At 63.3% G+C, this 25,512-nt stretch carries 22 protein-coding genes; 10 read left to right on the top strand and 12 right to left on the bottom strand.

Annotated features, from left to right (window positions below):
- The 6 genes from FAX90_RS16615 to FAX90_RS10765 all read left to right on the top strand — a co-directional run.
- The coding region (locus FAX90_RS16615; RefSeq protein WP_205700669.1) for a hypothetical protein at positions 1-1,681 on the top strand (1,681 nt) is incomplete at its 5' end.
- Between the two features lie 198 nt (positions 1,682-1,879).
- Positions 1,880-3,640: a type I secretion system permease/ATPase gene (locus tag FAX90_RS10785; RefSeq protein WP_240704856.1), complete on the top strand. Its 1,761-nt coding sequence runs from the start codon at positions 1,880-1,882 to the stop codon at positions 3,638-3,640.
- Positions 3,624-4,931 (top strand): HlyD family type I secretion periplasmic adaptor subunit, encoded by a 1,308-nt coding sequence (locus FAX90_RS10780; RefSeq protein ID WP_144097358.1) that lies wholly within the window; start codon positions 3,624-3,626, stop codon positions 4,929-4,931. The genes FAX90_RS10785 and FAX90_RS10780 overlap by 17 nt, the downstream gene beginning before the upstream one ends.
- Positions 4,932-5,022: 91 nt before the next feature.
- Positions 5,023-6,237 carry a mechanosensitive ion channel family protein gene (locus FAX90_RS10775; RefSeq protein WP_144097357.1) on the top strand — a complete coding sequence of 405 codons (1,215 nt, stop codon included), beginning with the start codon at positions 5,023-5,025 and terminating at the stop codon, positions 6,235-6,237.
- Positions 6,238-6,367: 130 nt separating this feature from the next.
- Positions 6,368-8,461 carry a prolyl oligopeptidase family serine peptidase gene (locus FAX90_RS10770; protein ID WP_240704855.1) on the top strand — a complete coding sequence of 698 codons (2,094 nt, stop codon included), beginning with the start codon at positions 6,368-6,370 and terminating at the stop codon, positions 8,459-8,461.
- A gap of 108 nt (positions 8,462-8,569) precedes the next feature.
- Entirely contained in the window at positions 8,570-8,890 is a 321-nt protein-coding gene (locus FAX90_RS10765) for a YbjQ family protein (RefSeq protein ID WP_144097429.1), read from the top strand.
- Positions 8,891-9,022: 132 nt separating this feature from the next.
- Here FAX90_RS10765 and ald read toward each other — a convergent pair whose 3' ends face one another.
- Positions 9,023-10,138 carry an alanine dehydrogenase gene (ald, locus tag FAX90_RS10760; RefSeq protein ID WP_144097355.1) on the bottom strand — a complete coding sequence of 372 codons (1,116 nt, stop codon included), beginning with the start codon at positions 10,136-10,138 and terminating at the stop codon, positions 9,023-9,025.
- A 132-nt stretch (positions 10,139-10,270) separates the two neighbouring features.
- On the opposite strand from ald, the gene FAX90_RS10755 reads away from it, so the two are divergent.
- Positions 10,271-10,726 (top strand): Lrp/AsnC family transcriptional regulator, encoded by a 456-nt coding sequence (locus tag FAX90_RS10755; protein WP_144097428.1) that lies wholly within the window; start codon positions 10,271-10,273, stop codon positions 10,724-10,726.
- An 18-nt stretch (positions 10,727-10,744) separates the two neighbouring features.
- On the opposite strand, the gene FAX90_RS10750 is transcribed toward FAX90_RS10755, so the two are convergent.
- Genes FAX90_RS10750 through FAX90_RS10710 form a run of 9 tightly spaced genes read right to left on the bottom strand, consistent with a single transcriptional unit; the run spans position 10,745 to position 19,793 of the window.
- Complete coding sequence (locus FAX90_RS10750) at positions 10,745-12,175, bottom strand: NAD-dependent succinate-semialdehyde dehydrogenase (protein WP_144097354.1); 1,431 nt, start codon at positions 12,173-12,175, stop codon at positions 10,745-10,747.
- A gap of 29 nt (positions 12,176-12,204) precedes the next feature.
- A complete protein-coding gene (locus tag FAX90_RS10745) occupies positions 12,205-12,774 on the bottom strand; it encodes a cytochrome b (protein WP_144097353.1) in 570 nt (189 codons plus the stop codon).
- Positions 12,775-12,791: 17 nt separating this feature from the next.
- Entirely contained in the window at positions 12,792-13,577 is a 786-nt protein-coding gene (locus FAX90_RS10740) for an SDR family NAD(P)-dependent oxidoreductase (protein ID WP_144097352.1), read from the bottom strand.
- Positions 13,574-15,166: an acetolactate synthase large subunit gene (locus tag FAX90_RS10735; protein WP_144097351.1), complete on the bottom strand. Its 1,593-nt coding sequence runs from the start codon at positions 15,164-15,166 to the stop codon at positions 13,574-13,576. Before FAX90_RS10735 ends, FAX90_RS10740 begins: the two co-directional genes overlap by 4 nt.
- Positions 15,167-15,171: 5 nt before the next feature.
- A complete protein-coding gene (locus tag FAX90_RS10730) occupies positions 15,172-16,104 on the bottom strand; it encodes an alpha/beta fold hydrolase (RefSeq protein ID WP_144097350.1) in 933 nt (310 codons plus the stop codon).
- A 3-nt stretch (positions 16,105-16,107) separates the two neighbouring features.
- A complete protein-coding gene (locus FAX90_RS10725; RefSeq protein WP_144097349.1) occupies positions 16,108-16,713 on the bottom strand; it encodes an amino acid synthesis family protein in 606 nt (201 codons plus the stop codon).
- Between the two features lie 34 nt (positions 16,714-16,747).
- Positions 16,748-17,236 carry a VOC family protein gene (locus FAX90_RS10720; RefSeq protein ID WP_144097348.1) on the bottom strand — a complete coding sequence of 163 codons (489 nt, stop codon included), beginning with the start codon at positions 17,234-17,236 and terminating at the stop codon, positions 16,748-16,750.
- The gene (locus FAX90_RS10715; RefSeq protein ID WP_240704854.1) at positions 17,223-18,257 is read right to left on the bottom strand and encodes a WD40/YVTN/BNR-like repeat-containing protein; all 1,035 of its coding nucleotides are present in this window, start codon (positions 18,255-18,257) and stop codon (positions 17,223-17,225) included. Before FAX90_RS10715 ends, FAX90_RS10720 begins: the two co-directional genes overlap by 14 nt.
- Positions 18,258-18,293: 36 nt before the next feature.
- Positions 18,294-19,793: an aldehyde dehydrogenase family protein gene (locus tag FAX90_RS10710; protein WP_240704863.1), complete on the bottom strand. Its 1,500-nt coding sequence runs from the start codon at positions 19,791-19,793 to the stop codon at positions 18,294-18,296.
- A gap of 135 nt (positions 19,794-19,928) precedes the next feature.
- On the opposite strand from FAX90_RS10710, the gene FAX90_RS10705 reads away from it, so the two are divergent.
- Both FAX90_RS10705 and FAX90_RS10700 read left to right on the top strand, forming a co-directional pair.
- Positions 19,929-20,729: a 2-keto-4-pentenoate hydratase gene (locus FAX90_RS10705; protein ID WP_144097346.1), complete on the top strand. Its 801-nt coding sequence runs from the start codon at positions 19,929-19,931 to the stop codon at positions 20,727-20,729.
- A 16-nt stretch (positions 20,730-20,745) separates the two neighbouring features.
- Complete coding sequence (locus FAX90_RS10700; protein WP_144097345.1) at positions 20,746-21,549, top strand: SDR family NAD(P)-dependent oxidoreductase; 804 nt, start codon at positions 20,746-20,748, stop codon at positions 21,547-21,549.
- A gap of 198 nt (positions 21,550-21,747) precedes the next feature.
- Here FAX90_RS10700 and FAX90_RS10695 read toward each other — a convergent pair whose 3' ends face one another.
- Both FAX90_RS10695 and FAX90_RS10690 read right to left on the bottom strand, forming a co-directional pair.
- Positions 21,748-22,878: an MFS transporter gene (locus FAX90_RS10695; protein WP_240704853.1), complete on the bottom strand. Its 1,131-nt coding sequence runs from the start codon at positions 22,876-22,878 to the stop codon at positions 21,748-21,750.
- 107 nt (positions 22,879-22,985) lie between these two features.
- Entirely contained in the window at positions 22,986-24,350 is a 1,365-nt protein-coding gene (locus FAX90_RS10690) for an aminotransferase (protein WP_144097343.1), read from the bottom strand.
- A 192-nt stretch (positions 24,351-24,542) separates the two neighbouring features.
- On the opposite strand from FAX90_RS10690, the gene FAX90_RS10685 reads away from it, so the two are divergent.
- Positions 24,543-25,487: a LysR family transcriptional regulator gene (locus FAX90_RS10685; protein WP_240704852.1), complete on the top strand. Its 945-nt coding sequence runs from the start codon at positions 24,543-24,545 to the stop codon at positions 25,485-25,487.
- Positions 25,488-25,512 lie beyond the last annotated feature (25 nt).

The following is a 25,512-nucleotide window of genomic DNA, read 5'->3' as shown; positions in this document are numbered from 1 at the left end:
GGACTTCGCCAACTTCCCGCTCTTCGACATCTCGGGCACGAAGTACCTCGACAGCGACGGCGATGGCGACACCACCGACGAAAGCGGTCTTGGCGGCGTTACCGTCTTCATCGACGTCAACGACAACGGCACTTACGACGCAGGAACCGACGAGGCGACCACAACTGCCGCCGACGGCTCATGGTCCTTCACCGGTCTTGACGAGACTTACATCGGTCTCGACGTCTACGAGGTCGAGCCGAGCGGTTATTCGCAGACGCTGGGCCAGGCCGGCTACACCATCGATGCCGATGGCGCGACCGACATGGACTTCGCCAACTTCCCGCTCTTCGACATCTCGGGCACGAAGTACCTCGACAGCGACGGCGATGGCGACACCACCGACGAAAGCGGTCTTGGCGGCGTGACGATCTTCATCGACGTCAACGACAACGCCACTTACGACGCCGGAACCGACGAGGCGACCACAACTGCCGCCGACGGCTCATGGTCCTTCACCGGTCTTGACGAGACTTACATCGGTCTCGACGTCTACGAAGTGAAGCCCAATGGCTATTCGCAGACATTGGGTCAGGCCGGATATGTCATCGATGCCGATGGCGCAAACGACATGAACTTCGCCAACTTTGCCGACATGTCGGTATCTGGCTACAAGTGGGCCGACCTGAGCAACAACGCTGCCTGGGATGCTGGGGAAGGCACGCTCGACGGGTGGACCATCTACCTCGACAACGACATGGACCCGACCAACGGGTACATCGAGGCAGTCGTCACCGGCGCGGGAGAATGGGCCGACGGTTACTACGAGTTCACCGGCATCAACACCGATGACCCGCTGGTGGCCGCCGCGATCGACGGTTCGGGCATGCTCTATGTCTACGAAGCGGTCGAACCGGGCTTCACCCAGACTTATGGCGACTTCAGCTTCGTCATCAGCAGCGGCCTGACCATCGACGGCGATCTCGGCGTGACCGAGCAGGGCAACTTCGGCAACCACATGATGGAAGGTGCGGTCCGCACCCCCGGATTCTGGCAGTCGACGCTGGGCCAGTCGCTCTATAACGGGATCGAAGGCGACGAAGGCGATGCCAACGGCGACGGTATTCCCGATGGCGACAAGAACTTCGAGGAAGAAGGCTGGAGCGAAGTCGACCTGTTGTCGCTGTTCGGTGTCGATACCGATGGCGTCGCCGGTAATGACGAGTTCGCGGTCTGGGACGAAAATGGCAATGGCGTCGAAGATGCCGGCGACATTTTCCTGACGCCCGAAGAGCTGCTCAACTGGGTGGACGGCGGAGAAAAGGGCGGTGGCCGCGACTATGTCACCATCCTCGAACGCGACCTGGGCGCTGCATTCCTGAACACGATCAACAATGCCGCGATCAGCGGCAGCAGCGATCCCGAAGTCGATCCGGCCATTGCCGACTACTATGCCGACGCGGTCGAATTCATCCTCGACTGGGATGCCAACTTCGACGGAGTGGCGAGCGGCAGCAAGAAGGCGCAGGCCTCCGATTGGAAGGACTACGGCTCTGACGCTCATGGCGTGCTGGGCGCCTACAACGAAGGCGGCGACGGCATGGTCGAAGGCACGATGATGCAGGTTGCGATGGACGGTGACGATTATTCGTCCCTGCTGGTCCAGAACTACCTGGCCGTCGAAGGACAGCTGGTCGCATGACCTGCCTCAATTGCCTTGAAGTAAAGGCTGTGACCGCTTCCGGGCACTGACTGTAATGAGAAAGGCGTCCTTCTACGGGACGCCTTTCTTTTTCGATGAATAACAATGATTGTCATCTGATAAACAGGTGCATGAGTATTATTACGGACCTGCCCACGATTTGGGGATCGCAGGTTGCGTCGCGAAGAGGGGGATAAATTGGCATCTCTTACGCAGATCGAATTGCCGCGTGGGCGCATGGCCGAATGGCTGTCCAAGCCGCTGCGCGCCAATCGCGCCATCTACACCAAGGTCGCGCTGGCCGCGGCCATGATCAACCTTTTCGCGCTGATCACCGCGCTGTTCACGATGACGGTCTATGACCGCGTCGTCCCGAACAACGCGATGGATTCGCTGGTCGGCCTGTCGATCGGACTGGTCATCATCCTGCTGTTCGATTTCGTGCTGAAGATCCTGCGCGCCTATTTCGTGGATGTTGCGGGCGCTCGGGTGGACCGCGATATCGGCAAATCCATCTTCGAACGCATCCTGCAGATGCGCATGGACATCGGCAAGCGATCGACCGGCGGCCTTTCGGGGCTGGTCCGCGAAATCGACACGCTGCGCGATTTCTTCGCCAGCGCCACGATCACCGCGCTGGTCGACCTGCCCTTCATCGTCATCACGCTGACCGTCATCGCGCTGATCGGCGGATGGCTGGTAATGGTGCCGCTGGCCATGATCCCGATCGTGGTGATCGCCGCGCTCGCCACCCAGCCGCTGATGCGGCGGCTTTCGGCCGAAACGTTGAGCGGGCAGCTGGGCAAGCAATCTGTGCTGGTGGAAACGATCGGCAATATCGAGACCGTGAAATCCGCCAATGCCGGTTCGATCCTGACCCGCCGCTGGGACACGGCGGTGACCGAACACGCGGGCGCGTCGCTGCGCCAGAGGCTGGTATCCACCATCCCGATCAACATCGCGGGCACCGCGCAGACCACGGCCTATACCGGCGTGGTCATCTTCGGCGTATTCGCCATCGCCAACCAGTCGCTGACGATGGGCGGGTTGATCGCCTGTTCGATCCTGGCGGGCCGCGTGGTCGCGCCGCTGGGCACGATCGCCCACCTTTTGACCCGCGCCAATGCCGCGCGCACCGCCTATACCCAGATCAACAAGCTGATGGAAAACCCGGTCGAAGGGCCGGAGGGAAGCGCGGGCCTGTCCCTGTCGAACATGGAAGGGTCGATCGAGTTCAGGAACGTCGACTTCCGCTATCCCGGCGCGGCCGAGTTTGCGCTGAAAGACGTCAGCTTCAAGATCCGTCCTGGCGAAAAGGTCGGCCTCGTCGGCCAGATCGGTTCGGGCAAGTCGACCATCGCGCGCCTTATCATCGGGCTCTACTGGCCGACCAGCGGGCTGATCCTGATCGACGGGATCGACATCCGTCAGCTTTCACCGGCCGCGCTGCGCCCCAAGGTCGGCGCGCTGTTTCAGGACAATGCCCTGCTGACGGGGACGATCCGCGACAACATCCTGCTGTGCCGCGATGAAATCGACGACAACGAAATGGTCCGCGCCGCGCAAGTCAGCCTCGCGCATGAATTCATCGCGCGGATGCCCCAAGGCTACGACCTGGAACTGGCGGATCGCGGCGAAGGCCTTTCGGGCGGGCAGAGACAGTCCATTGCCCTTGCCCGTGCGCTGATCGGCCAGCCGCCGATCATCATCCTCGACGAACCGACATCGGCCGTCGACGTGGAAACCGAGCGGCGGCTGATGACCAACCTGGAAACCGAGTTCAAGGATCGCACGCTCATCCTCATCACGCATCGTCCCTCGCTGCTGCGTCTGGTCGATCGCATCGTGATGCTGTCCAGCGGGAAAGTCGTCGCCGACGGATCGCCCGAACAGGTGAGCGCGCGCATTTCCAAGCTGAGGACCGTGCAGGGGGCCAAGAACAATGAACGCGCTGCTTGATAGCCTGAAGGGCGGTAACGCCACTGTCGACGACCAGGAATATACCGCCCGCAAATCGGCCAACCTGGTCCTTTGGATCATCCTGGGTTTCGTCGTCGCGTTCTTTCTCTGGGCTTCGCTGACCCAGATCGACCGGACGGTCCGCGGAGAGGGGCGCGTCGTGCCCAGCTCCAAGTTGCAGGTCGTCTCGAACCTCGAAGGCGGCATTGTCGAGGAGATTCTCGTCAAGGCCGGGCAACAGGTGCAGCAGGGGGACGTGCTCGTCCGCCTGTCGCCCACCCTGACGGGTGCCGCCTTCGGGAGTTCCACGGCGGAAGTACAGGCGCTGGAGGCCAAGATCGCGCGCCTCAACGCCGAAGTGCGCGGGACCACGCCCGACTATGGCATGGCACCCGAAGGGCAGGTCGCCATCGAAAGTTCGCTGCACAATGCCCGCATGGCGGAATTGAGAGGTTCGATGGCCGCCGCGGCCGCCCGCGTGCATCAGGCCGAACGCCACGTGATCGAAGCGCGGTCCATGCTGGAAGCCAGGCAGTCCAACCTGACGACGGCGCGGCAGGAACTGGAAATGCTGCGCCCACTGGTGCCCACCAAGGTCATCAGCCAGGTCGAATTCATCAAGGCGGAAAACGCCGCACTTGTCGCGCAAAAGGAAGTGGACTCGGCCGAGGCCGCCCTCGCCCGCGCACAATCCAGCGTGGCCGAGGCCAGCGCCCAGTCCGCGCAGGCGCGCAGCGACTGGCTGACCCGTTCGGGCAGCGAACTGTCGCAGGCACAAGCGGAACTCTCGGCCAAGCGGCTGCAACTGCCCGCCCTGTCCGACCGCATGGACCGCACCGTGATCCGCGCCCCGATGGCGGGACTCGTCAACCGCGTGCTCGTCACCACCGTGGGCGGCAGCGTCAATGCGGGCATGCCGATCGCCGAGATCGTGCCGTCGGACGACGCGCTTTACGTAGAGGCAAAAGTGCGCCCGTCGGACATCGCCAATATCCGGTTGGGACAGGAAGCCAAGCTTGAGATCACCGCATACAACCGCGCGGTGTTCGGCACGCTGGACGGGACCGTCACCTCGATCTCGCCCGACGCGGTGGAGGACGAAAACCTTCGCGAGAATTTCTACCTCGTCGAGGTGCAGACCACCGACACCTTGCGCGACAAGGACGGAACGGCGCTGCCCATCGGGCCGGGCATGGTCGCCAACGTGAACCTGCTGGGCGACAAGCGTTCGATCCTGTCCTACATCTTCACGCCGATCACGCGCCTCAGCCAGACGGCGTTCCGCGACTGACCGTCGTGACGGCAGAACGCCGTGTGAAGGCAGGAGCTTTCCCGATCGCGGGTTGAAACTCGTGTCCCGACGTGGGATCGGCCCTGCCGTCATGGAACAACTGCAACAGACTTTCGCCGAACAAATGCCCTGGGTGCAGTCGCTCATCGGGCTCGTTCTCCTGGCCCTTGCCGCGCTGGCGGTGAACTTCGTCATCAAGAAGGTCCTGCTGCGCGCCGCCGCGCCCTTCCTCGACACGCGCAGCCTGACCGCCGACAAGGCCGCCGCGCGCCTTGCCAACGTCATCCCGCTGATGATCGTGTCCAAGGGCATCATGCTGGTCCCCAACCTGACCGAAGGGGTGCGGATCGTGGTCCAGAACCTGGCAGAGGCCGGGATCGTCCTGTCGATCGCCTTCGCGATCAGCGGCGCGCTCAATTACGTGAACGAGCTTTATTCCCGCCGGCCAGAGGCGAAGAGCAGGCCGATCAAGGGCTATGTCCAGGTCGTCAAGATCGTCGTGTTCGGCGGCGCCGCGATCCTGGCCATCGCGGTGCTGATGGAGGAATCCCCGCTGCTCCTGCTGTCGGGCCTCGGCGCGATGGCGGCTGTCCTGATGCTGGTTTTCAAGGACACGATCCTCTCGCTCGTCGCCTCGGTCCAGCTGTCGTCGAACGACATGCTGCGCGTGGGCGACTGGATCGAAATGCCGCAACTGAACGCCGATGGCGACGTGATCGACATCGCCCTGCACACGGTGAAGGTGCAGAACTGGGACAAGACGATCACCACGATCCCGACGCACCGGCTGATTTCCGAAAGCTATCGCAACTGGCGCGGCATGAAGGAGGCGGGCGGGCGCCGGATCAAGCGTTCGATGTTCCTTGACCAGAACGCGATCCGCTTCCTGTCCGACGACGAACTGGCCACCGTGCGCCGGTTCCGCCTGCTGGACAGCTATCTTGCCCGCAAGGACGAGGAACTGCGTGACTGGAACGCGAAAGCCTTGCGCGAAGGCTGCGACCGGGTGAACGCGCGGCGGATCACCAATATCGGCACGTTCCGCGCCTATGTTATCGCCTATATCAAGGCGCACCCCCACATCCGCGACGACATGACGATGCTGGTGCGCCAGCTTCCGCCAACGCCGCAGGGGTTGCCGCTGGAAATCTACTGCTTCACCGCAACCACGGTCTGGAACGATTACGAGGCGATCCAGTCCGACCTGTTCGATCACCTTCTGGCGATCCTGCCCGAATTCGGCCTGCGCATCTATCAGGAGCCTTCGGGTCTCGACTTTCAGGGTATGCTGCGCGCATCCGCCTGAAAAGGCGGGCGAAGATACGGGCTTGATCGATGCGGGACAGCGCATAGATAGGTTTCAACAGAAACCAACAGGTCCCTTCCCCACGATGCAAACCGGCCTCCGTACTTCCCTTTCCGCCTGCCTCGCCGCAATGATCGCAAGCGCCCCTGCCGGGGCCGAGGAGATACCCTTGACCCAGTCCTTGCCCGAAGATCCCTACATCTGGCTCGAAGACACTTATTCGCAGCGCGCGCTCGACTGGGTGGAGACGGAGAACGCGGTCAGCGCCGCACGGCTTGAGGCGGAACCGACCTATCAGGCCGCCTATGACGAGGCATTCGCCATCGTATCGTCCGAAGACCGCATCCCGATGCCGGCCTTTCGCAAGGGCATGCTCTACAACTTCTGGAAGGATGCCGACCACTTGCGCGGTATCTGGCGGCGCACGACGCTGGAATCCTATCGCTCCGGCAATGCCGAGTGGGAGACGATCCTCGACATCGATGCGCTCGGCGAAAAAGAAGGCCGCTCGTGGGTCTACAAGGGCGTGTCCTGCCTGCGCCCCGAAGAACGCCTGTGCCTCGTCGAACTGTCCGACGGCGGCGAGGACGCGGTAGAGATTCGCGAATTCGATCTCGCCAAGAAAAGCTTCGTCGAAGGCGGCTTTTTCGTGCCGAAGGGCAAGTCCGACGCGACCTGGGTGGACGAGGACACGATCCTGCTCTCCACCGACTTCGCAGGCGACGGGTCCGATCTCACCACCTCGGGCTATCCCGCCGTGGTCAAGCGTTTGAAGCGCGGTCAGGCCATATCCGATGCGGTCGAGATATTCCGCGGCAAAAAGGACGACGTGGCATCGTCGGCCGCGGTGATCCGCGACAATTCGGGCAACGTGCTGCAGATGATCGTGCGTTCGACCGATTTCTGGAACCGCGAATTCGCGCTGATCGACGGGGACACCGTCACCCCGCTCGCGCTGCCTTCGCAAAGCAGCCCGCTCGGGCTCATCGACAATCGCCTTGTCGTCAAGCTTTCGCAGGACTGGGCCGTTGGCGGCACCGACTATCCGGCCGGTGCGCTCGTCTCGCTCGACGCCGACGCGTTGAAGGCCGATCCGGCAAATCCTGCGCCCACGCTCGTCTGGGCACCGGGACCGAGCGAGGCCTACAGCTCCGCGACGACCACCGCGAACCGGCTCGTCATGTCGATCCTCGACAATGTCAGCGGGCGCATCCTCTCCTTCGCACCGGCCGCGGATGGCAGCTGGACGAAAAGCACGGTCGACTTGCCCGACAAGATGACGCTCAGCCTCGTTTCGGGCGACGAGGACAGCGACCGCTTTTTCCTCAACGCCGAAGGCTTCACCACGCCCGACGCGCTCTACCTCGCCGACGCGGCGAGCGACGAGAGCGAGGTCCTGCGCGCCATGCCCGCCAAGTTCGATGCCAGCGACCTGGTCGTCGAACAGAAGTGGGCGACATCCACCGACGGCACGAAGATCCCCTATTTCCTCGTCCGCAAAAAGAACGCGGCGATGGACGGCACGACGCCGACGCTGCTCTATGGCTATGGCGGGTTCCAGGTACCGATGACGCCGGGTTACAGCGCGATCATCGGCAAGCTCTGGCTCGAAAAGGGTGGTGCCTATGTGCTGTCCAACATTCGCGGGGGCGGCGAATTCGGCCCCGCGTGGCATCAGGCCGGCCTGCAGACGAAGCGCCAGATCATCTTCGATGATTTCGCGGCCATAGCCGAAGACCTGATCGCCAGCGGGCTGACCAGCCCCGAACACCTTGGCATGATGGGCGGATCGAACGGCGGCCTGCTGACGGGCGTCGAAATGACCCAGCGGCCCGACCTGTGGAACGCGGCGGTGATCCAGGTGCCGCTGCTCGACATGATCGGGATCAGCCGCATCGGCGCGGGCGCGTCGTGGCAGGGCGAATACGGCAACGTGAACACCGACCCGGATGCGCTGGCCTTCTGGCTGGAACGTTCGCCCTATCACGCGTTGAAGGCGGGCACGGACTATCCGGTGCCTTTCATCTATTCCTCGACCAAGGACGATCGCACGGGCTCTGCCCATGCCCGCAAGTTCGCGGCGCGGATGAAGGAACTGGGCCTGCCTTATGAATACTTCGAACAGACCGAAGGCGGCCACGCCGCGGGCGCCGATCCCCGGCAGGAGGCGCGTTCATGGGCGCTGACCTACACCTACCTCACCCGTCAGTTGATGGGTGAGTAAAGGCCTTCACGCGGGCGCAACCTTCGGGCACTAGTCACGTGTAAACCGAAGGTTGCACCAGCGAGGAGAGCAATAATGGCAAGTCCGTGGGGTAACGCCGACAGCGGCATGATCGTCACCACCACCCCGACCGTGCAGGGCCGCGAAATCGCTGCCTACCACGGCATCGTCACCGGCGAAGTGATCGTGGGCGCGAACCTTTTCCGCGACCTGTTCGCATCGATCACCGACCTCGTCGGCGGCCGTTCGGGCAAGTACGAGGAAGTCCTCGCCCGCGCCCGCCGCGAAGCGATCGCCGAAATGAAGGAAGAGGCGATGAAGCTGGGCGGCAACGCCGTCGTCGGCGTCGACCTCGACTACGAAGTGCTGGGCCAGAACGGCTCGATGCTGATGGTCAGCTGCTCGGGCACGGCGGTCACGCTGGGCTGATCGGCCACGTTTGGGCGGACGGGAAAGGCCCCGCCGTCTGTTGACGGAATTTGGGCTAGCCGCGGCCCGGTGCGTGATGCCCGTGCCGCGGCGCCTTGAATGGCCTTACCCGCCAATCCGTCAAAAAAGTACTCAGTCCAGCAGCGAGCTTACCGGCACGTAATCATAACCCAGGTCACGGGCCACGGCTTCGTAAGTGATCTGGCCTTCGTGCACGTTCAGGCCTTGCGCCAAATGGGCGTCGTCCTTCAGCGCCGCTTTCCATCCCTTGTTCGCGATGCGCAGGGCATGCGGCAGGGTGACGTTGTTCAGCGCGTACGTGCTGGTCCGCGCGACCGCGCCCGGCATGTTGGCGACGCAGTAGTGGACGATGCCGTCGACGATATAAGTCGGGTCGGCGTGGGTTGTGGCCTTAGAGGTTTCGAAGCACCCGCCCTGATCGATCGCGACGTCGACCAGAACCGCACCCGGCTGCATGGTGGACAGCATCTCGCGCGTGACGAGCTTCGGCGCAGCGGCGCCCGGAACCAGCACGGCACCCACGACGAGGTCTGCCCCGGCAACTTGCGCGGCAAGGGCGGCATTGCTGGAGAAAAGGGTATGCGCACGGCCCTCGAAGTGATTGTCGAGACGTTCGAGAACGGTCGGATCACGGTCGAGGATGGTCACGTCCGCACCCATGCCGACAGCCATCTGCGCCGCGTTGACGCCGACAACGCCGCCGCCGATCACGACGACCTTGGCCGGAAGCACGCCGGGCACGCCGCCCAGCAGCACGCCGCGTCCGCCCTGCGCCTTCTGCAACGCGGTTGCACCGGCCTGGATCGACATGCGACCTGCGACCTGGCTCATCGGCTTGAGCAGGGGGAGCGAGTTGCCGGGACCGGTCACCGTTTCATAGGCGATGGCGGTCACGCCGGACTTCACCAGGTCGGCGGTCTGTTCCGCATCGGGCGCAAGGTGCAGGTAGGTGTAGAGGATCTGGCCCTTGCGCAGCTGTGCGCGTTCCACGGCCTGCGGTTCCTTGACCTTCACCACCATCTCGCAACCCGCGAAAATCTCGGCCGCGGTCTGCTTCATTGTCGCGCCGGCCGCGACGTATTCCTCGTCACTGGCGCCGATACCTTCGCCTGCACCGGTTTCGACCCACACTTCGTGGCCATTCACGACCAGTTCCTGGGCGCTTTCCGGCGTCAGACCGACGCGATATTCGTGGTTCTTGATCTCTCTTACCGTACCGACACGCATCGTACCCACTCCTTCGAATCTGGAAGTGGTGATGATATCTCGGAAGCGGTGTGAATTTCTTCCGAATTTGCTATGGATCACCGCATATTTGGGATCTGATCCCGATCATAAGGCAATTACCGGGAAGAAATGATGGATTCGATAGACCGCGCTCTCCTCCGTGCCTTGCAGGAGAATTCGTCGCGCTCGATCGCCGACCTTGCCGAGATCGTCGGCGCATCATCTTCAAGCTGCCACCGGCGGATAAAGTCCCTCGAAGCGGCCGGTATCATCACCGGGTATTCCGCCCTGCTCGATCCGCAGCGGCTGGGGCTGAAGCTGCATGCTTTCGTGGAGATTTCGCTGGAAAGCCAGAGCCGGACTTCGATGGAAAGGTTCGAGGCCGCGGTCGCCGGTTTCGACGACATCCTGGAATGCCACCTGACCTCGGGCAATGCGGATTACATCGTCCGCATCGCCGCCCATGATCTTGAACATTTCGACCGCATCCATCGCGGCTGTCTGTCGCTGCTACCGGGGGTCAGTTCGATGCGGTCCAGCTTTGCGATCAGGACGATCAAGCGCGGAAAAGGCTACCCGACCGGATAGCCCTTTCCGTGCGTCAGATCAGCCGAGCCCGCCCAGCAGGCAGTACTTGATGTTCATGTAGTCGGCCAACCCGTGGCTGGACCCTTCGCGGCCGAAGCCCGATTCCTTAACGCCGCCAAACGGGGCCACTTCGGTTGAAATAAGGCCGTCGTTGACGCCGACCATGCCATATTCCAGCCCCTCCATGACGCGCCACTGACGCGCGGCATCGGCGGTGTAGAAATAGGCGGCAAGGCCATAGGGCGTGTCGTTGGCGATGCGCATCGCCTCGGCTTCGTCGGTGAACCGGATGACGGGCGCGACCGGGCCGAAAATCTCTTCATGCGCGATTTCCATGTCGGTCGTGACATCGGCCAGGACGACCGGCGCATGATAGGCCCCCGCTTCTGGAACGCCGGGAACTTTTCCGACCGAACGCGCACCTTGCGCCTCGGCCTGCTGCACCAGCTTCGCGACGCGGTTGGCGTCCTTGTCGCTCACCAACGGCCCCATGCCGGAGGGATTATCGATGCCGTCGCCGACCTTGATCGCGGCAACGCGCGCGGCCAGTTTTTCGACGAAAGCGTCGTGGATACCGTCCTGAACCAGGAAGCGATTGGCGCAGACGCAAGTCTGTCCGGCATTCCGGTACCGCGAGGCCATCGCGCCGTCCACGGCCCGGTCGATATCGGCATCGTCGAACACGATGAAGGGCGCATTCCCGCCCAGTTCGAGGCTGAGCCGCTTAACCTGTCCGGCCGCTTTCGCCATGATGATTTTGCCCACCTGTGTCGACCCGGTGAAGCTGATCTTGCGGATCGCGGGATGGGTGCAGAACAGGTCGCCCGCATCGGACGACTTTACCGCGGGAACGACCCGGAACAGATCGCGCGGCACACCCGCTTCATGCGCAAGCGCTTCCAGCGCAAGTGCGGACAGCGGGGTCAGTTCGGCGGGCTTCACGATGATCGAACACCCCGCGGCAAGCGCCGGGCCCGCTTTGCGGGTGATCATCGCCAGCGGGAAGTTCCACGGCGTGATGGCAGCACACGTGCCGACCGGCTGGCGCAGGGTGACGATCCGCTTGCCCTTGGCATGCGTGGGGATGACTTCACCATAGGCCCGACGCGCTTCTTCCGCGAACCATTCGATGAACGCGGCGCCGTATTTTACCTCGCCCCTTGCTTCATCCAGCGGCTTGCCATTTTCCAGCGTCATCAGGCGTGCAAGCTCTTCGGTCCGCGCCACGATAAGATCGTACCAGGCCCGCAGGATATCGCTGCGTTCTTTCGCAGGGCGGGCGGCCCAGCCGTGCCTGGCTGCCTCTGCGGCATCGACGATCGTTTTAAGAGCATCATTGTCGTACCGGCGCACCGCGGCGACATGCGATCCGTTCGCCGGATTGGTGACCGCAAGGCCGTTCGGGTCAAGCTGATCGGGCCGCAGAAGCTGCAGGGAAAGTTCGGTCATTATCTGGCTCTTTTAGGAAAGCGGAATGTCTACAGCATCCGCGGCAGGACGTCGGTTTCGCCGCCCTTGTCGTGAAAGCGATGCTTCATCGCACCGGCAACGTGCAGGACCACCAGGGCCAGAAGCACGTAGGCGCTGTATTCGTGAAGCTCGTGGTAGACGGCGAACGCGTCGTCGTTCTTGGGCAGCAGTTCCGGCACTTCCAGCCCGAAGAAGGGCACGCCATCGCTCTGCGTAAAGCTGGACGACATCGCGTAACCGAACATCGGCGTCAGGATCGTCAGCGCCATGATCGAACGGTGGACGACATGCGACAGCGTCTTTTCCCAGGGCTTCAGGCTCTGCGGCGTCTGCGGCAGGATCCGCCGGTTGTTCCAGCGGATCACGAGATGCGTCAGTGCCAGCAGCCAGACGACGATGCCGAATTGCTTGTGATTGGGATAGAACAGGTCGAACGTTTCCATCGGCGTCGTTTCCGGTAGCCCCGTCATGTACCATCCGGACCAGATCAACCCCAGGATCAGCACGGCGCGAAACCAGTGCAGCAGGCGCATAGACATCGGGTATTTCGCTGCGGCGACTTCGTTCTGTGTGTGCATGCTCAATTCCCCATCCCTTAAAGGTAGATGCCGCGCGAATATCCACCGTCCACGGTCAGCGACTGGCCGGTCAAGGCGGCATCGGGTGCATCCACCAGATGCGCGACCAACCTGCCGATCTGCGCAACGGTAAGAAACTGCCCGGTCGGAATATCCTGCCGGAATTCGTCTTCGATGACATTGACGGCCACGCCCCGATCCGTGGCCATTTCGGCAAACAGCTCTTCAAGGTGCGGGGTCAGCACGATGCCCGGATGAACGGCATTCACCGTTATGCCGAAAGGGCCGAGCTGATCGGAAAGCACTTTTGTGAGGTGCGAGACGGCGGCGTTGCGCAGCCCGCTCAACGTGTCGCTGGACCGTCCGGTCAGGCCGCCGATATTGACGATGTGCCCGCTGCCGGCGCTTTTCATGGCGGGCAGGACGGCCTTGGCATAGCGCAGATAGCCGCCGACCTTGACGTTGGCATCGGCAATCAGGGCATCGGCGTCGACGTCCTCGATCGCGCCGCCGATGGGCATCGAACTGGCCGCCGCATTGACCAGCGCGTCGATACGGCCGAACCGTTCTGACACCTCGCGGGCAAGCGCATCGGCCGAGGCCTGATCGCGGGCGTCGGATACGATCGCGGTGACGGGCACTTCCACTTTTGCCGCAAGACGCCGGGCGGCTTCCTGCAGGCGGTCTTCGCCCCGCGCCGTCAGCACGATGGCAAAACCGGCCCCGGCCAGCGTTTCCGCGATGCCGGGGACCAGGCCGCCGCTGCCACCCGTCAGGATGGCAACGCGCTGCTTGGCGGTCATGGCAATTCGGCCTGGATCAGCAACGGACCGTCCAGCGACAGCCCTTCGCGCAGGGCCTCTGCCAGTTCGCCATTGGTGCGCGCCAACCGCGCTTCCACGCCATATCCGCGTGCCAGCGAAACCCAGTCAACGCGCGGATGGTCGAGATCGGTCAGGGTCGAAACCACCGGGTCGTCGAGCGGAATGTCAGCCCGCTTCAATTCGGTCTGCAGGATGCCATAGCGATGGTTCGCCGCGATGATCACGGTGACCTTCAGACCTTCGCGCGCCATCGTCCATAGCGACTGCAGCGTATATTGCGCGCTGCCATCGGACTGCAGGGCGACCACGCGTGCATCGGGGGCTGCAATCGCCGCGCCGACCGCGCAGGGAAGCCCCTGTCCGATAGCGCCGCCGGTATTGGTGATGACCCTGTGCTTCTTTGCCCGGTGCGCCTGCTTCAGCCACGGTCCGCCCATCGTCGACCCTTCGAGAGAGATGACCGCATCCTGCGGCAACTGGACGAGCAGTTCCTCGACCACCGAGGCGGCCGACAGGGCATCTTGAGCAGCGGGCGAAGCCACCGCCGAAGCCGCATCGCGGGCAGGCACCCCTGCCCCGGCCCCGTCGATACGATCGGTCAGGTCCGCAAGCGCGGCAACCGCATCGTCGCCGGGCTCTGCCAGCCGGACAAGGCGTTCTTCGGGCACCAGCTGGCTGGGCCAGCCTTCGTATCCGAAATAGCTGATCGGCATGCGCGCCCCGGCCAGCACAACCGTGGCATCGCCCATCTGCGCCATCACGTCATCGGGGAAATAGGCCTGCCGCTCCACGACGGGCAGATCCCCGCCCAGCGTCACGATCGCGGGATACGGTTCCATCAGCAGGCGGCCGCCAAGCTTGTCTGCCAGTGCCCCGCCAGCCCGCACGCCCGCTTCGGTCAGCGCGTTACCGCCGATGAGAACGATGACGTTCGCGGCATCGCCAAGCGCCTTTGCAGCCTTGTCCAGCGCTTCGGCAGGCACGGGGCGCGGGCGGTAGGCCGTTTCCTCTACCGAAGCGCTGCCCGCAGCGGGTGCGTCGACGACGTCGGTGGGAAAGATGATCGTCGCCGCACCGCCTTCGTCCCGGTTGGTGGCGGCAAAGGCTGCCGTCACGCCGTCGGTGATCGTCCCGGTCTTGTCGAGATAGATCACCTCGCGCGAGACTGGCTGAGCCAGCGAACGAATGTCGGACGTCAGCGGCGCATCGTATTCCAGATGCCAGGTCGCGTGGTCGCCGATCAGGTTGATGATCCGCGATCCGGCGCGGCGCGCGTTGTGCAGGTTTGCGATCCCGTTCGCAAAGCCCGGCCCAAGATGCAGCAGCGTCAGCGGCACTTTGCCCGAAACGCGGGCATAGCCGTCGGCTGCGCCGGTGCAGACCCCTTCGAACAGGCTGAGCACGCAGCGGATACGCCCGTCGCGTGCCAGCGAGCTGACCATGCTCAGCTCCGTCGTGCCCGGATTGGCGAAGCAGATCTCGGCCCCGCCGCGATAGAGGCCGTCGAGCAGCTGGTCCGCACCAAGGCGCGTCTCGGAATTCAAGGTCGTGCCGGTCGGCTCGTTCATGGTCATCAATCCTGTCGTGCCACTGCGCCGCGGCATGTGCGGATGCCGGCCAGGAAACCTTCGACCAGTCGGCAGAAAGTGTCCGGGGCATCGTCGTGAACGTAATGGGATGCTTCTTCCACGGTGGCGTGGGAAAGCGCGGGATTATCCGCCTCCAGTTCCTGAACCTTGGCCAGGTTGCAGAAATCCGATTTGCCGCCGCGAATAATGAGGGTGGGCGTGCGGATCGCCGCGATCACGGGATGCAGGTCGACGACGCGGGCGGGATCGGGTTCTACCCGCGTGGCGGCGATGCCGTCGGCATCATAGCGCCAAATCACCGAGCCATCGTCGTCCTCGCGCATGGATTCGAACAAACGCTCCTCGATCGCGGCGTCGGCGACGCCCGGGCGAAGCTTGCGCCAATAGGCCCGGGCTTCTCCCCAGTCGGCAAACCGGCGCGGAAGCGCGGCCATTTCGGCCACGATCCGCTTGAATCCCTCACCCGCGACCGAGGAACCGGCGGTGATATCCTCGACCACCAGGGCCTGCAGGCGGCCCGGATGCTTCGCGGCATAGCAATAGGAGGTCGTGCCCCCCATCGAATGGCCCAGTAGAACAAACCGGTCGAGGCCGAGTTCGTCGACCACGGTTTCGAGGTCCGCCAGATAGGCGTCGGTGTAGTAGTTGCGATCGGGGTCCCAGTCGCTGCTGCCGCGGCCGCGCGTGTCGAACGCGACCAGCCGCCAGCGGTCCTGCAGGGACGAGGCAAGCTTGCGCCAGGTGCCCGAATATCCCCGCAGGCCGTGAAGCAGGACGATAGCCGGGGCATTCTGCGCGCCCCATTCCCGCACCAGGATTTCCACGTTGCCGCTGGCAATGCGCCGGGTGCGTTCCGTGGCCAGTCGCGTGACCGGTACCGGTGCCTCACAGGCTGTGGATGCTGTCTGCCCCGACATCGTTCAGGTCAGTCCGTTGCCCTCGGCATCTTCGGCCTTCAGGCCGCCGAGCCGTGCATTGAGCCGTCCGCGTGTTGCGAATACCCAGCACACGATGACTTCGTCGCGGTTGGGGGCATCGTCGAAGGACACGCTCATCGTGTCGTAGTGCGACCGGACGTAGAGCGCGTCCTTGTGGCCGAAGGGGATGTCGAGGATCGTGCCCGGCACGCCGCGCTTGCCGGTCGACGGGACCCACGATGCACCGCCGCCAACGGCATCACGCACGGGATTGGCGGCCGGATTGGTAAGCAGGGCGTTGCCGTGTTCGTATTCACCATCGATGCCGACCATGATCGCCTTGCCATAGCTTTCGATCTTCTGACCGCCGGTCAGCGCGTTGAGACGGCGACCGATCTCGATGCCAAGCTCCGGCGAGCCGTCGATCCAGGCGGACAGGTCCTCGACGAATTCGCCGGCATAAGGGTTCTTGATGCAGGCGGCGATCATGTACTTGAAAATGGGTTCGCCATCGGCGGGGGCGCCCGTTTCGCCAGCCCAGATCTCTTCGACCTGGCTGAACCATTTGCGGATGTGAAAGACGCCAAAATTGGCTGCATGAGTGGTCATTGTCTGTTCCTGCAGTATTGCTTGAAAAGGTGTGTCAGAGCTGGTCGGGAGCGACCGGGTTGGCCTGCCCCTCGTTACGGTTCAGCTCCGCCTGCGAGGCTCCGCCATCCGTGCTGATCCGCTGGCAGAAAACTTCCAGCATGTGGCCGTCCGGATCGTAGAAATAGATGCCGGTCGATACGCCATGATCGAGGATTTCAGCGACTTCGACGCCGCGTTCCTTAAAGAAGGAATAGTTGCGGCGCAGGTCGTCCATGCTGGTGCCCGACATCATCAGGCCGATATGCTCGAACTCCTTGCCGCGGCTGGCATCGGGTTCGCCGGGGAACAGCGCGATGTCGTGATCGGCAACGCCGAAGCTCATGAAGACGCCGCCCTTGTAGGGGCCGTCCCCGGCGCGCGCGACGATCTTCATGTTGAGCACGTCGCTGTACCACTTGGCCGAAGCCTCGGGGTCTTTCACGAACAGGACGATATGGGCGATCTTGTCGACCCGGATCGGAGAAGTATCAGTTTGTGACATGCGGCAGCCCCAGGTCTTCCGGTACGCCGGGAATCCAGGTGACATCGGTCACCTCGTTGAACTCCCGCCATTCCTTTTTCCACGTCTTGCCGGCATCGTCCGAGCGATAGAGATAGCCGAACTTGCTGGCGGCGAGCAGGAGATCGGGATCGGCAGGATTGCCGCCGAACGCCCACATGCAGGAATTGGACGGCTTATCGAGGTCGGACTTCGTCCAGGTCAGCCCGGCATTGCTGGACGTCAGGATCGACGCCTGCGTGCCCGGCGTTCCGTCGCCGATGCCCACGGCAACCTCGGTGCTGCTGCCCGGCTTGCGCATCAGCAGGCGCGAATAACGCAGGCCCCAGGTCTCCTTGGCCGGCTGGCGCGTCCAGGTATTGCCATCATCGGTCGAACGGTAAAGCGCAATGACGGTCAGCGCCAGATGCACTTTCGATCCGTCGGCCTGCTTCAGGACCATGATGTCGTGAATGTCGGAATTGCCGCCGAATTCGGACCACGTGGTATCCACGCGTTCCCAGCTGTCGCCACCATCGCGGCTACGATGCAGGCCGCCCTCCTCGACACCAGCCCAAACCTCGTTCGCATCATCGGGATCGACGGCCAGCGCCAGCATCCGCGGACGGTTCACGCCCGCACAGAATTCCGGCATTTCCAGCGGCGTACGCTCCCACGTCTTGCCGCCGTCGCGTGAACGGAACAGGATCGCGCGCGTCGGCGCACCGGTCCCTGCGTACATGACCTTGGGGTCGCTCTCGCTGACGACCAGTTTCCACACCGAGTAGCCGTTCAGCGCGCAATCGACCCGGTTCCAGTGGACGCCATGGTCTTCGCTGTAGAACAGGCCCTTCTCGGCCCCGGCGAACAGCGCCTTGGGGTCTGCCGGATCGACCAGCAGACAGCGGACACGATCATCGTATTCCAGGTCCTGCCCGATGTTGATCCTGTACCATTTTTCACCTTCGTCGTGCGAACGGATGAGCGCCTGCCCATCGGTTGCAACTATCATGGTCCTGCTCATGCAAACTCCTGCAATCTTGTTCGTGGTGGCGACGGATCAGCTCAGGTTGACCCAGACGCTCTTGATTTCGCTGTAGAGTTCCATCGCCTGGCGGCCGTGTTCGCGGCCCCAGCCCGACTGCTTGAAGCCGCCGAACGGCGTGGCGTTGTCGACCAGGTTGAAGCAGTTGACCCAGACGGTGCCGGCCTTGACCTGGCTTGCCAGGCGGTGGCCCTGCTTGATGTCGTTGGTCCAGATGCCGGCGGACAGGCCGAAATCGGAATCGTTTGCCTGCGCGACGAGATCATCGGCATCGTCCCAGCTCAGCGCGCTGAGCACCGGTCCGAAGATTTCCTCGCGCACGATGCGCATGTCGCATCCGGCATTCGTCATGATCGTGGGCTGGAAGAAATAACCTTCGCTCAGATCGGCCGGACGTCCGCCGCCGATCATGATGTCGGCGCCCTCGTTCTTGCCGATTTCGACATAGCTGCTGACCTGATCCCACTGCTCCTGCGACACCAGCGGCCCGAAATTGACCGAAGGGTCGAGACCGTTGCCGATGGTCAGCTGCGCGGCCTGATCGGCGATGCGCGCCAGAAGGTCGTCATGGATGGACGAGTGCGCGTAAAGGCGCGAACCCGCGGTGCAGGTCTGTCCCTGATTGAAGAAAATGCCTGCCGCGATCGAGGCGGCAGCTGCATCGAGATCGGCATCGGGCAGAACGATCTGCGGCGACTTTCCGCCCAGTTCGAGGCTGACCTTCTTCAGGTTGACGGTCGAGCCGCGCACGATGGCCTTGCCGACAGCGGTAGAGCCGGTGAAGGCGACCTTGTCGACGCCGGGATGATCGACCAGCGCGGCACCTGCTTCGCCAAACCCGGTGATGACGTTGAACACGCCTTCGGGCACTCCGGCCTCAAGCGCGAGTTCAGCCAGGCGCAGGGCGGTGAGCGGGGTCTGCTCGGCAGGCTTCAGGATGACGGTGCACCCGGCGGCCAATGCCGGGGCGACCTTCCAGGCCGCCATCGACATCGGGTAGTTCCACGGCACGATCAATCCGCAAACGCCCACCGGCTCGCGCACGGTGTAGTTCAGGATCTTCGCCCCGCTGCGCGGCGACACGGGCAGCGTCTCTCCGCCGAACTTCGTGGGCCAGCCGGCGAAATAGCGGAAGGTCTTGATCGACCCTTCGATCTCGACAGCCTGCGTCAGGGTGGCGGGCTTGCCGTTGTCGATGCACTCCAGCACCGCCAGCTCCGCCGCGTCACGTTCGATCAGGTCGGCAAGGCGATTAAGCAGCAGCGAGCGATCGACCGCGCTCATGTTGGCCCAGGCGGGATCGACCAGCGCCTGGCGCGCCGCCTTTACCGCGAGGTCGACATCTTCCGCGCCGCCTTCGGCAACCTGGCAGATTTCCTTGCCGGTAGCCGGATTCACGGTCGCGAACGTCTTTCCGGACACGGCCTGCACCGACTTGCCGCCGATGATGAGACCGCGCGGGGCCCTGGCCAGATCCGCTCCCAGCGACTCGGCCTTGGCAAATGATGTGGGCATTTCGTTCATGGCGCATCCTCGGTCTGCGGTTTCGTTTTCGCGCGGCGAACCCGTTGGAACGCTGGCGATTCCCAGAACAGGTAGCTCAAACGCGAAATGTAAACAATACTAGATTTGAAAAGTTATTTGTTGCATATGCGGGACAATCAAATCGAGGAGTTTGGTGTGCAGGGCGATAAGCGCGATCTCATGCGGGAACTGAGCGCCGTAAAAGGCGGCAACGTGATCGCACTTCCCGGCGACAACCCGTCGCTGGAAGAGGCCTATGCCATTCAGCGGGACGTGGCCGGCCGCAGCGACATGCCGGTCATGCTGTGGAAGCTCGGCCTCACCGGCGAAGGGGCGCAGACAGCCTTCGGAACGGATCAGCCGGTCGTCGGCAGGCTTCCGGCCAGCGCGATCTTTGCGCATGGCAGCGCCGTCACCTATTTCGGCCCCGCAATGTATGCGGAAGGCGAATTGGTCGTCGAACTGGCCAGGGATCTGCCCGAACAGGACGCGCCCTACACGAGGAGCGATATCTGCGACGCGATCGGCGGCATCTATGCCGGGATCGAGATCGTGCGCAGCCGCTTTGCCTCGGACGACCTTCCCCTCTCGCTCCTTGTTGCCGACAATGTCATGGGTCACTGCCTTGTCTGGGGCAGGAAGCTTGCCGATGAATGGGATGACAAATTCGCGGACATGCAGGTGACGCTTACACTCAACACGGACGATCCCGTCGAAGGATCGACCCGGCTGGTGCTGGGCAATCCGCTCGACGCGGTCGTCTGGCTGGCGAACTGGCTTCGCGATACCGAAGGCGGGCGTTTGCGCGCCGAACAACTGATCGCAACGGGCTCTTGCACCGGCGCGGCCCCTTTTCATGCAGGCGATATAATTCGCGTGGACTTTGACGACGCCGAAGGTGCGCGTGTCTTGGTCGAGCGCGCATAATGACAGGAGAACAAGAATGAACCTCGATCTCGGACTGGGCGGAAAAGTCGCCGTCATCACCGGCGGCGGCGTCGGCATCGGCAAGGAAACCGCGCGCAAACTGCTGATGGCGGGCGCCAAGGTCGCCATTGCCGCGCGCACGGCCAGCAAGCTGGAAGCGGCGGCGGAAGAACTGCGCCAGGAAACCGGCGGAGAGATCATCGCCGTTCCCACCGACACGACATCGAAGGAATCGGTTGAGGCACTTGTCGCCAAGACGGCCGAGACTTTCGGCAGCGTGGACATTCTCGTCAATTGCGCCGCGGCCCCCGGTGGCCTGGTGCGCAACGCGATCGAGGAAGCGGATGAGGACATGCTCCTCCTCGATCTCAACACCAAGCTGTTCGGCTATTTCCGCACGGCAAAGGCCTGCGTCCCGTACATGCGCAAGGCAGGCTGGGGCCGCATCGTCAATGTCGGCGGGCTGACCGCGCGCTGCACCGAAGCGCTGTCGGGCATGCGCAACACCGCGCTGGTCCATTTTACCAAGACGCTTTCCGACGAAGTCGGCAAGGACGGCATCACGGTCAACATCATCCACCCCGGCGTGACCCGCACCGAACATATCGAGGAATGGTTCGCCGAGATGGCCGAAGAGGAAGGCACGACGGTCGAGGCCATCACCGCGCGCGAAGCGGGCGATCCGGCAGCGCTGAAGCGCATGCTCGAGGTCGAGGAAGTGGCCGACCCGATCGTCTTCCTCTGCTCGAAACTGGGCAGCGGGATCACCGGCGAATCGATTGCGGTCGACGGCGGCCTGTCGCGGGCCGTATTCCTGTAATTCGAATGCAAAGGGGCGCCGGCCCGAAGGCGGCGCCCCACTGCATCTCATGACACGGAGCAGGAGCCTTTGCGCTCGGCCCGTGTCGCGGATTGTCGATCCGACCGATCAATCACCCCACTCATCACGATGAGACGAAGCCGCCACCGCTGAAAAGAGCGGTGGCGGCTTTCGGCATCTCGCGTCAGACCGAGGTGGTCAGCTGGCGACGACCTTGCGTGCTCTCGAAGTCGTGGCGACCGCCGCCAGCACGCTCAGCACAAGCGCCGCACACGCGCCGTAGATCATCAGGTCGAACGATCCGGTGACAAGCGTGGCCGCCGCCGCCGCCGGACCAAGGCCGGAACCGAAGGTCTGGATCGAGCCCATGGCGCAAACCACGCGCCCTCTGCTGCACGCCTCCGAACAGAGCCCGGAGAGAAGTGGCTGGCTGAAATTCCAGCTGAGCATCGTCAGGATCGTGCCGACAGTGAAAGCGGTCGGGGAAACTTCCCCGCGATAGAGCAGAAAGCCGATCAGACAGGCGATACCGCTCAACGTGATCGGGATAGAGCGTCCCAAGGTCCGCGGCAGCATCCCTGCCAGCGCCGCGCCCACCACGCCCGCCATCGTGCCGATGGAAAGCCCGGTCGCGATGACCTCTGGCGAAAGGCGGCTCGCCGCGCCGATACGCTCGGTATAGGACCAGACACCGACGACCGCGAAGAACAGCAGGAACACGCTTACCAACGCGCCAACCGAATAGGGCATGTCGATCTTGCCGCCACCGGCAAAGATATCGGCCTCGTCCTTGCTGCCGTCGGGCAGCGTGCGCAGCGTCAGAAGCACGAGGGCGTTTAAGGCCGCAAATATCAGCAACTGGGCCTGCGGCGATATCGCGGCCATGATGGCCGGCATCGCGAACAGGTAGGCCGAGGCAAGAATGTAGCCGACGACCAGATAGATGGCGAACGCGCGATCCGGGTTCGGCGCGCGGCCCAGGGCGGCGAATGCGAAGCCGATGGCGATGCCCGCCCCCGAACCGGCCACGACGCGCGCGGCAACCGTCGCCTCGAACCCGGATACGAGCACCGTCAGCACGTTGCCGATGATGATGAGGGCAAGGCCCGCGGCAACGGCCTTGCGCCACGAAATGCGGGCCAGCGCAAACGTGCTGAGCCCGATCGTGACGGCCATCGAATTGATGTCCCAGGCGACGAGATAGCCGAGCTGATCGTCGTCGAACCCGGTCATCTGGGCGATCACCGCCAGGAAACCCGGCGTTATGAAGATCACCATCGCGCCCACGAGGCCCACCAGGATCGCGCTGACGATTCCAGCCCGCGTCAATCTGGGAGGGCCTCCGTCGGGGCAGGGCGTGGCCTTGGCTTCGTTACCGTCCATAACATTCATTCCCTGCACCCGACGCGCCATCAAGCAATTGTGGTTGTCGGCGTTCAGCTGCCCACGACATCCTGAATCGAGAGCGCGAACTTATCGACGATCTCGTCGGCCTCGCCCCTCGTCAGCACCAGCGGCGGCGCGAAGACCAGCGTGTCGCCAAGCGCACGGGTGATAAGACCCCGCTCCGCCGCGGCCTTGAACACTTGGCGCCCGGTGCGGTTCTGCATCGGGAAAATTTCCTTCTTGCCGCGGTCCTGCATCAGTTCGATGCCCAGCATCAGCCCCTTGCCGCGAATGTCGCCGACATGGGGATGCTGGCCAAGCCGGTCTTTCAGGGCCTGCATCATATAGGGGCCGACATCGGCCACGTTCTTGACGATTTCCAGCTCGTCGATGAGCTTGAGCGCCGCCAGCGCGGCAGCCGCCCCGACCGGATGACCGGAGTAGGTGTAGCCATGGCCGAACACGCCGATTTCGTCCGCGCCGCCTTCCAGCACGTCCCAGACCTTGGGCGAGATGAAAACGGCCGACATCGGGAAATAGCCGGAAGTCACGCCCTTTGCCGAGGTGATCAGATCGGGCTCGAAGCCGTAGGACTGGCAGCCCCAGTAGGTGCCGAGACGGCCATAACCGGAGACCACTTCATCGGCGACGAGCAGGATGTCGTTCTTCTTGAGGATCGGCATGATCTCTTCGAAATAGCCTTCGGGCGGCGGGATCAGGCCGCCTGCGCCCATGACCGCTTCGGCGAAGAACGCGGCGATCGTGTCGGCGCCTTCACGCTCGATCGTTTCTTCCAGTTCCTTCGCCAGCTGGCGCGAGAAATCCCGTTCGGACATGCCTTCGGGCGCATTGCGATAGTAGTGCGGCGCGCCGACGTGCAGGATCGGACCCTTGGGCAGGTCGAACAACTTGTGCATGCCGGGCAGGCCCGTCAGGCTGGCGGTGGCGACGCCAGAGCCGTGATAGGCGTTCCAGCGCGCGATGATCTTCTTCTTCTCGGGCTTGCCGCGCAGGTTGTTGTAGACCCAGATGATCTTGAGCTGCGTTTCGTTGGCATCGCTGCCCGAAGTACCAAAGAACACGCGCGACATCGGCACGGGCGCGCGCTTCAGCAGTTCCTCGGCGCATTCGCCCACGACGTCCACGCTCATGTTGTTGAACGTGTGGAAGAATGAAAACTTCTCGCTCTGCCGCGCGATGGCGTCGGTGATTTCCTTGCGGCCATAGCCCAGGTTGACGCACCACAGCCCGGCCATGCCGTCGAGGTATTCCTTGCCGTTGAGGTCGCGGACGCGGACACCCGATCCCGATTCCATCAGCATCGGCCCTTCGGCCTTCATGTCGTTGATCGACGTGAATGGATGGAACTGGCTACGCTCATCGCGCAGGGCTGGTTCAGAACGCTGTGTGGCCATGATTTTTCTCCTTGGTCGCCGCGGTCTGACTCGCGGTCATCATATGTCTTGCCGCCTTCGTCGCGCAAACATGCCAAATTAGCAACAGTAAATCCATAAATCGGAGTATTTTTACCCAAACGCAACAATTATGCGTGGGACAGCCTAACGGGATGTGTTGACTAATCCCGGTCAGTGAAACAGGGATTTGCCATGGAAGACAGGGCAGATCTGGGCAATGTGATGGCGATGATCTCGTTCGCCGCCGTCGTCAGCACCGGCGGGTTCTCGAGCGCGGCCAAGCTACTCGGCTATTCTAAAGCGGCGGTAAGCAGGCAGATCGCGAAACTGGAGCAGAGCACCGGGGTCCGCCTGCTCGATCGAACGACCCGTTCCATCGCCCTTACCCCCGCCGGGCGCGAAATGTATGCGCGCTGCGCAAGGATCGTCGACGAGGTCAACGAGGCCAACCAGATCATCACCGGCATGGTGTCGAAACCGCGCGGAGAGCTGAGGGTCAACGCGCCGGTCGTGTCCTCGCTGTTCGACCTGACTTCGATCATCCCGCGATTCCTTCGCGAATATTCAGAAGTCCGGCTGTTCCTAAACCTGTCGGACAGCAAGGTCGACATGCTCAAGGGGCGGTTCGACGTCGCCTTCTGGATGGGCGACACTTTCGATGCCGGGCTGGAGGCAGTTCGCCTGCGCGACTATCCGATGGTGCTGGTCGCCTCGCCCGATTACCTGGACAAGGCAGGCAGGCCGACCGCGCCCGGCGACCTGAAGGAACACACCTGTATCGTCGAAACGCACTTGTCCAAGGTCGGCGAATGGCGATTGGCCGACGGCATCGCCGTTGCCGTCAATCGCGGCCCGCTGACCAGCAACTCGGTCCGCATGGCGCGCGAAGCCACGCTGGAGGGGCTGGGCATCAGCTACCTTCCGCGCTTCCTGGTGGAAGACGACATCGCGAAGAAGCGGCTGGAGCCGATCCTTGAGGATATCGTGAAGCAGAGCTTCCCGCTGCACATCATCTTCCCGCGCGGCAATTACGCGCTGTCCAAGGTTCGCGCCTTCGTCGACTTCGTCCGCGACGAGATGCAGGTCGAAGGCGAGGCGGACCAGGGCGGCGCCCTGGGCCTTGCCTCGGCCATCTGACCGGCACCACAACCGGCAGGCCGAG

The sequence above is a fragment of the Croceicoccus sediminis genome, from assembly GCF_007570835.1.
Taxonomy (GTDB): domain Bacteria; phylum Pseudomonadota; class Alphaproteobacteria; order Sphingomonadales; family Sphingomonadaceae; genus Croceicoccus; species Croceicoccus sediminis.
This window is presented reverse-complemented; position numbering and strand designations above follow the sequence as displayed.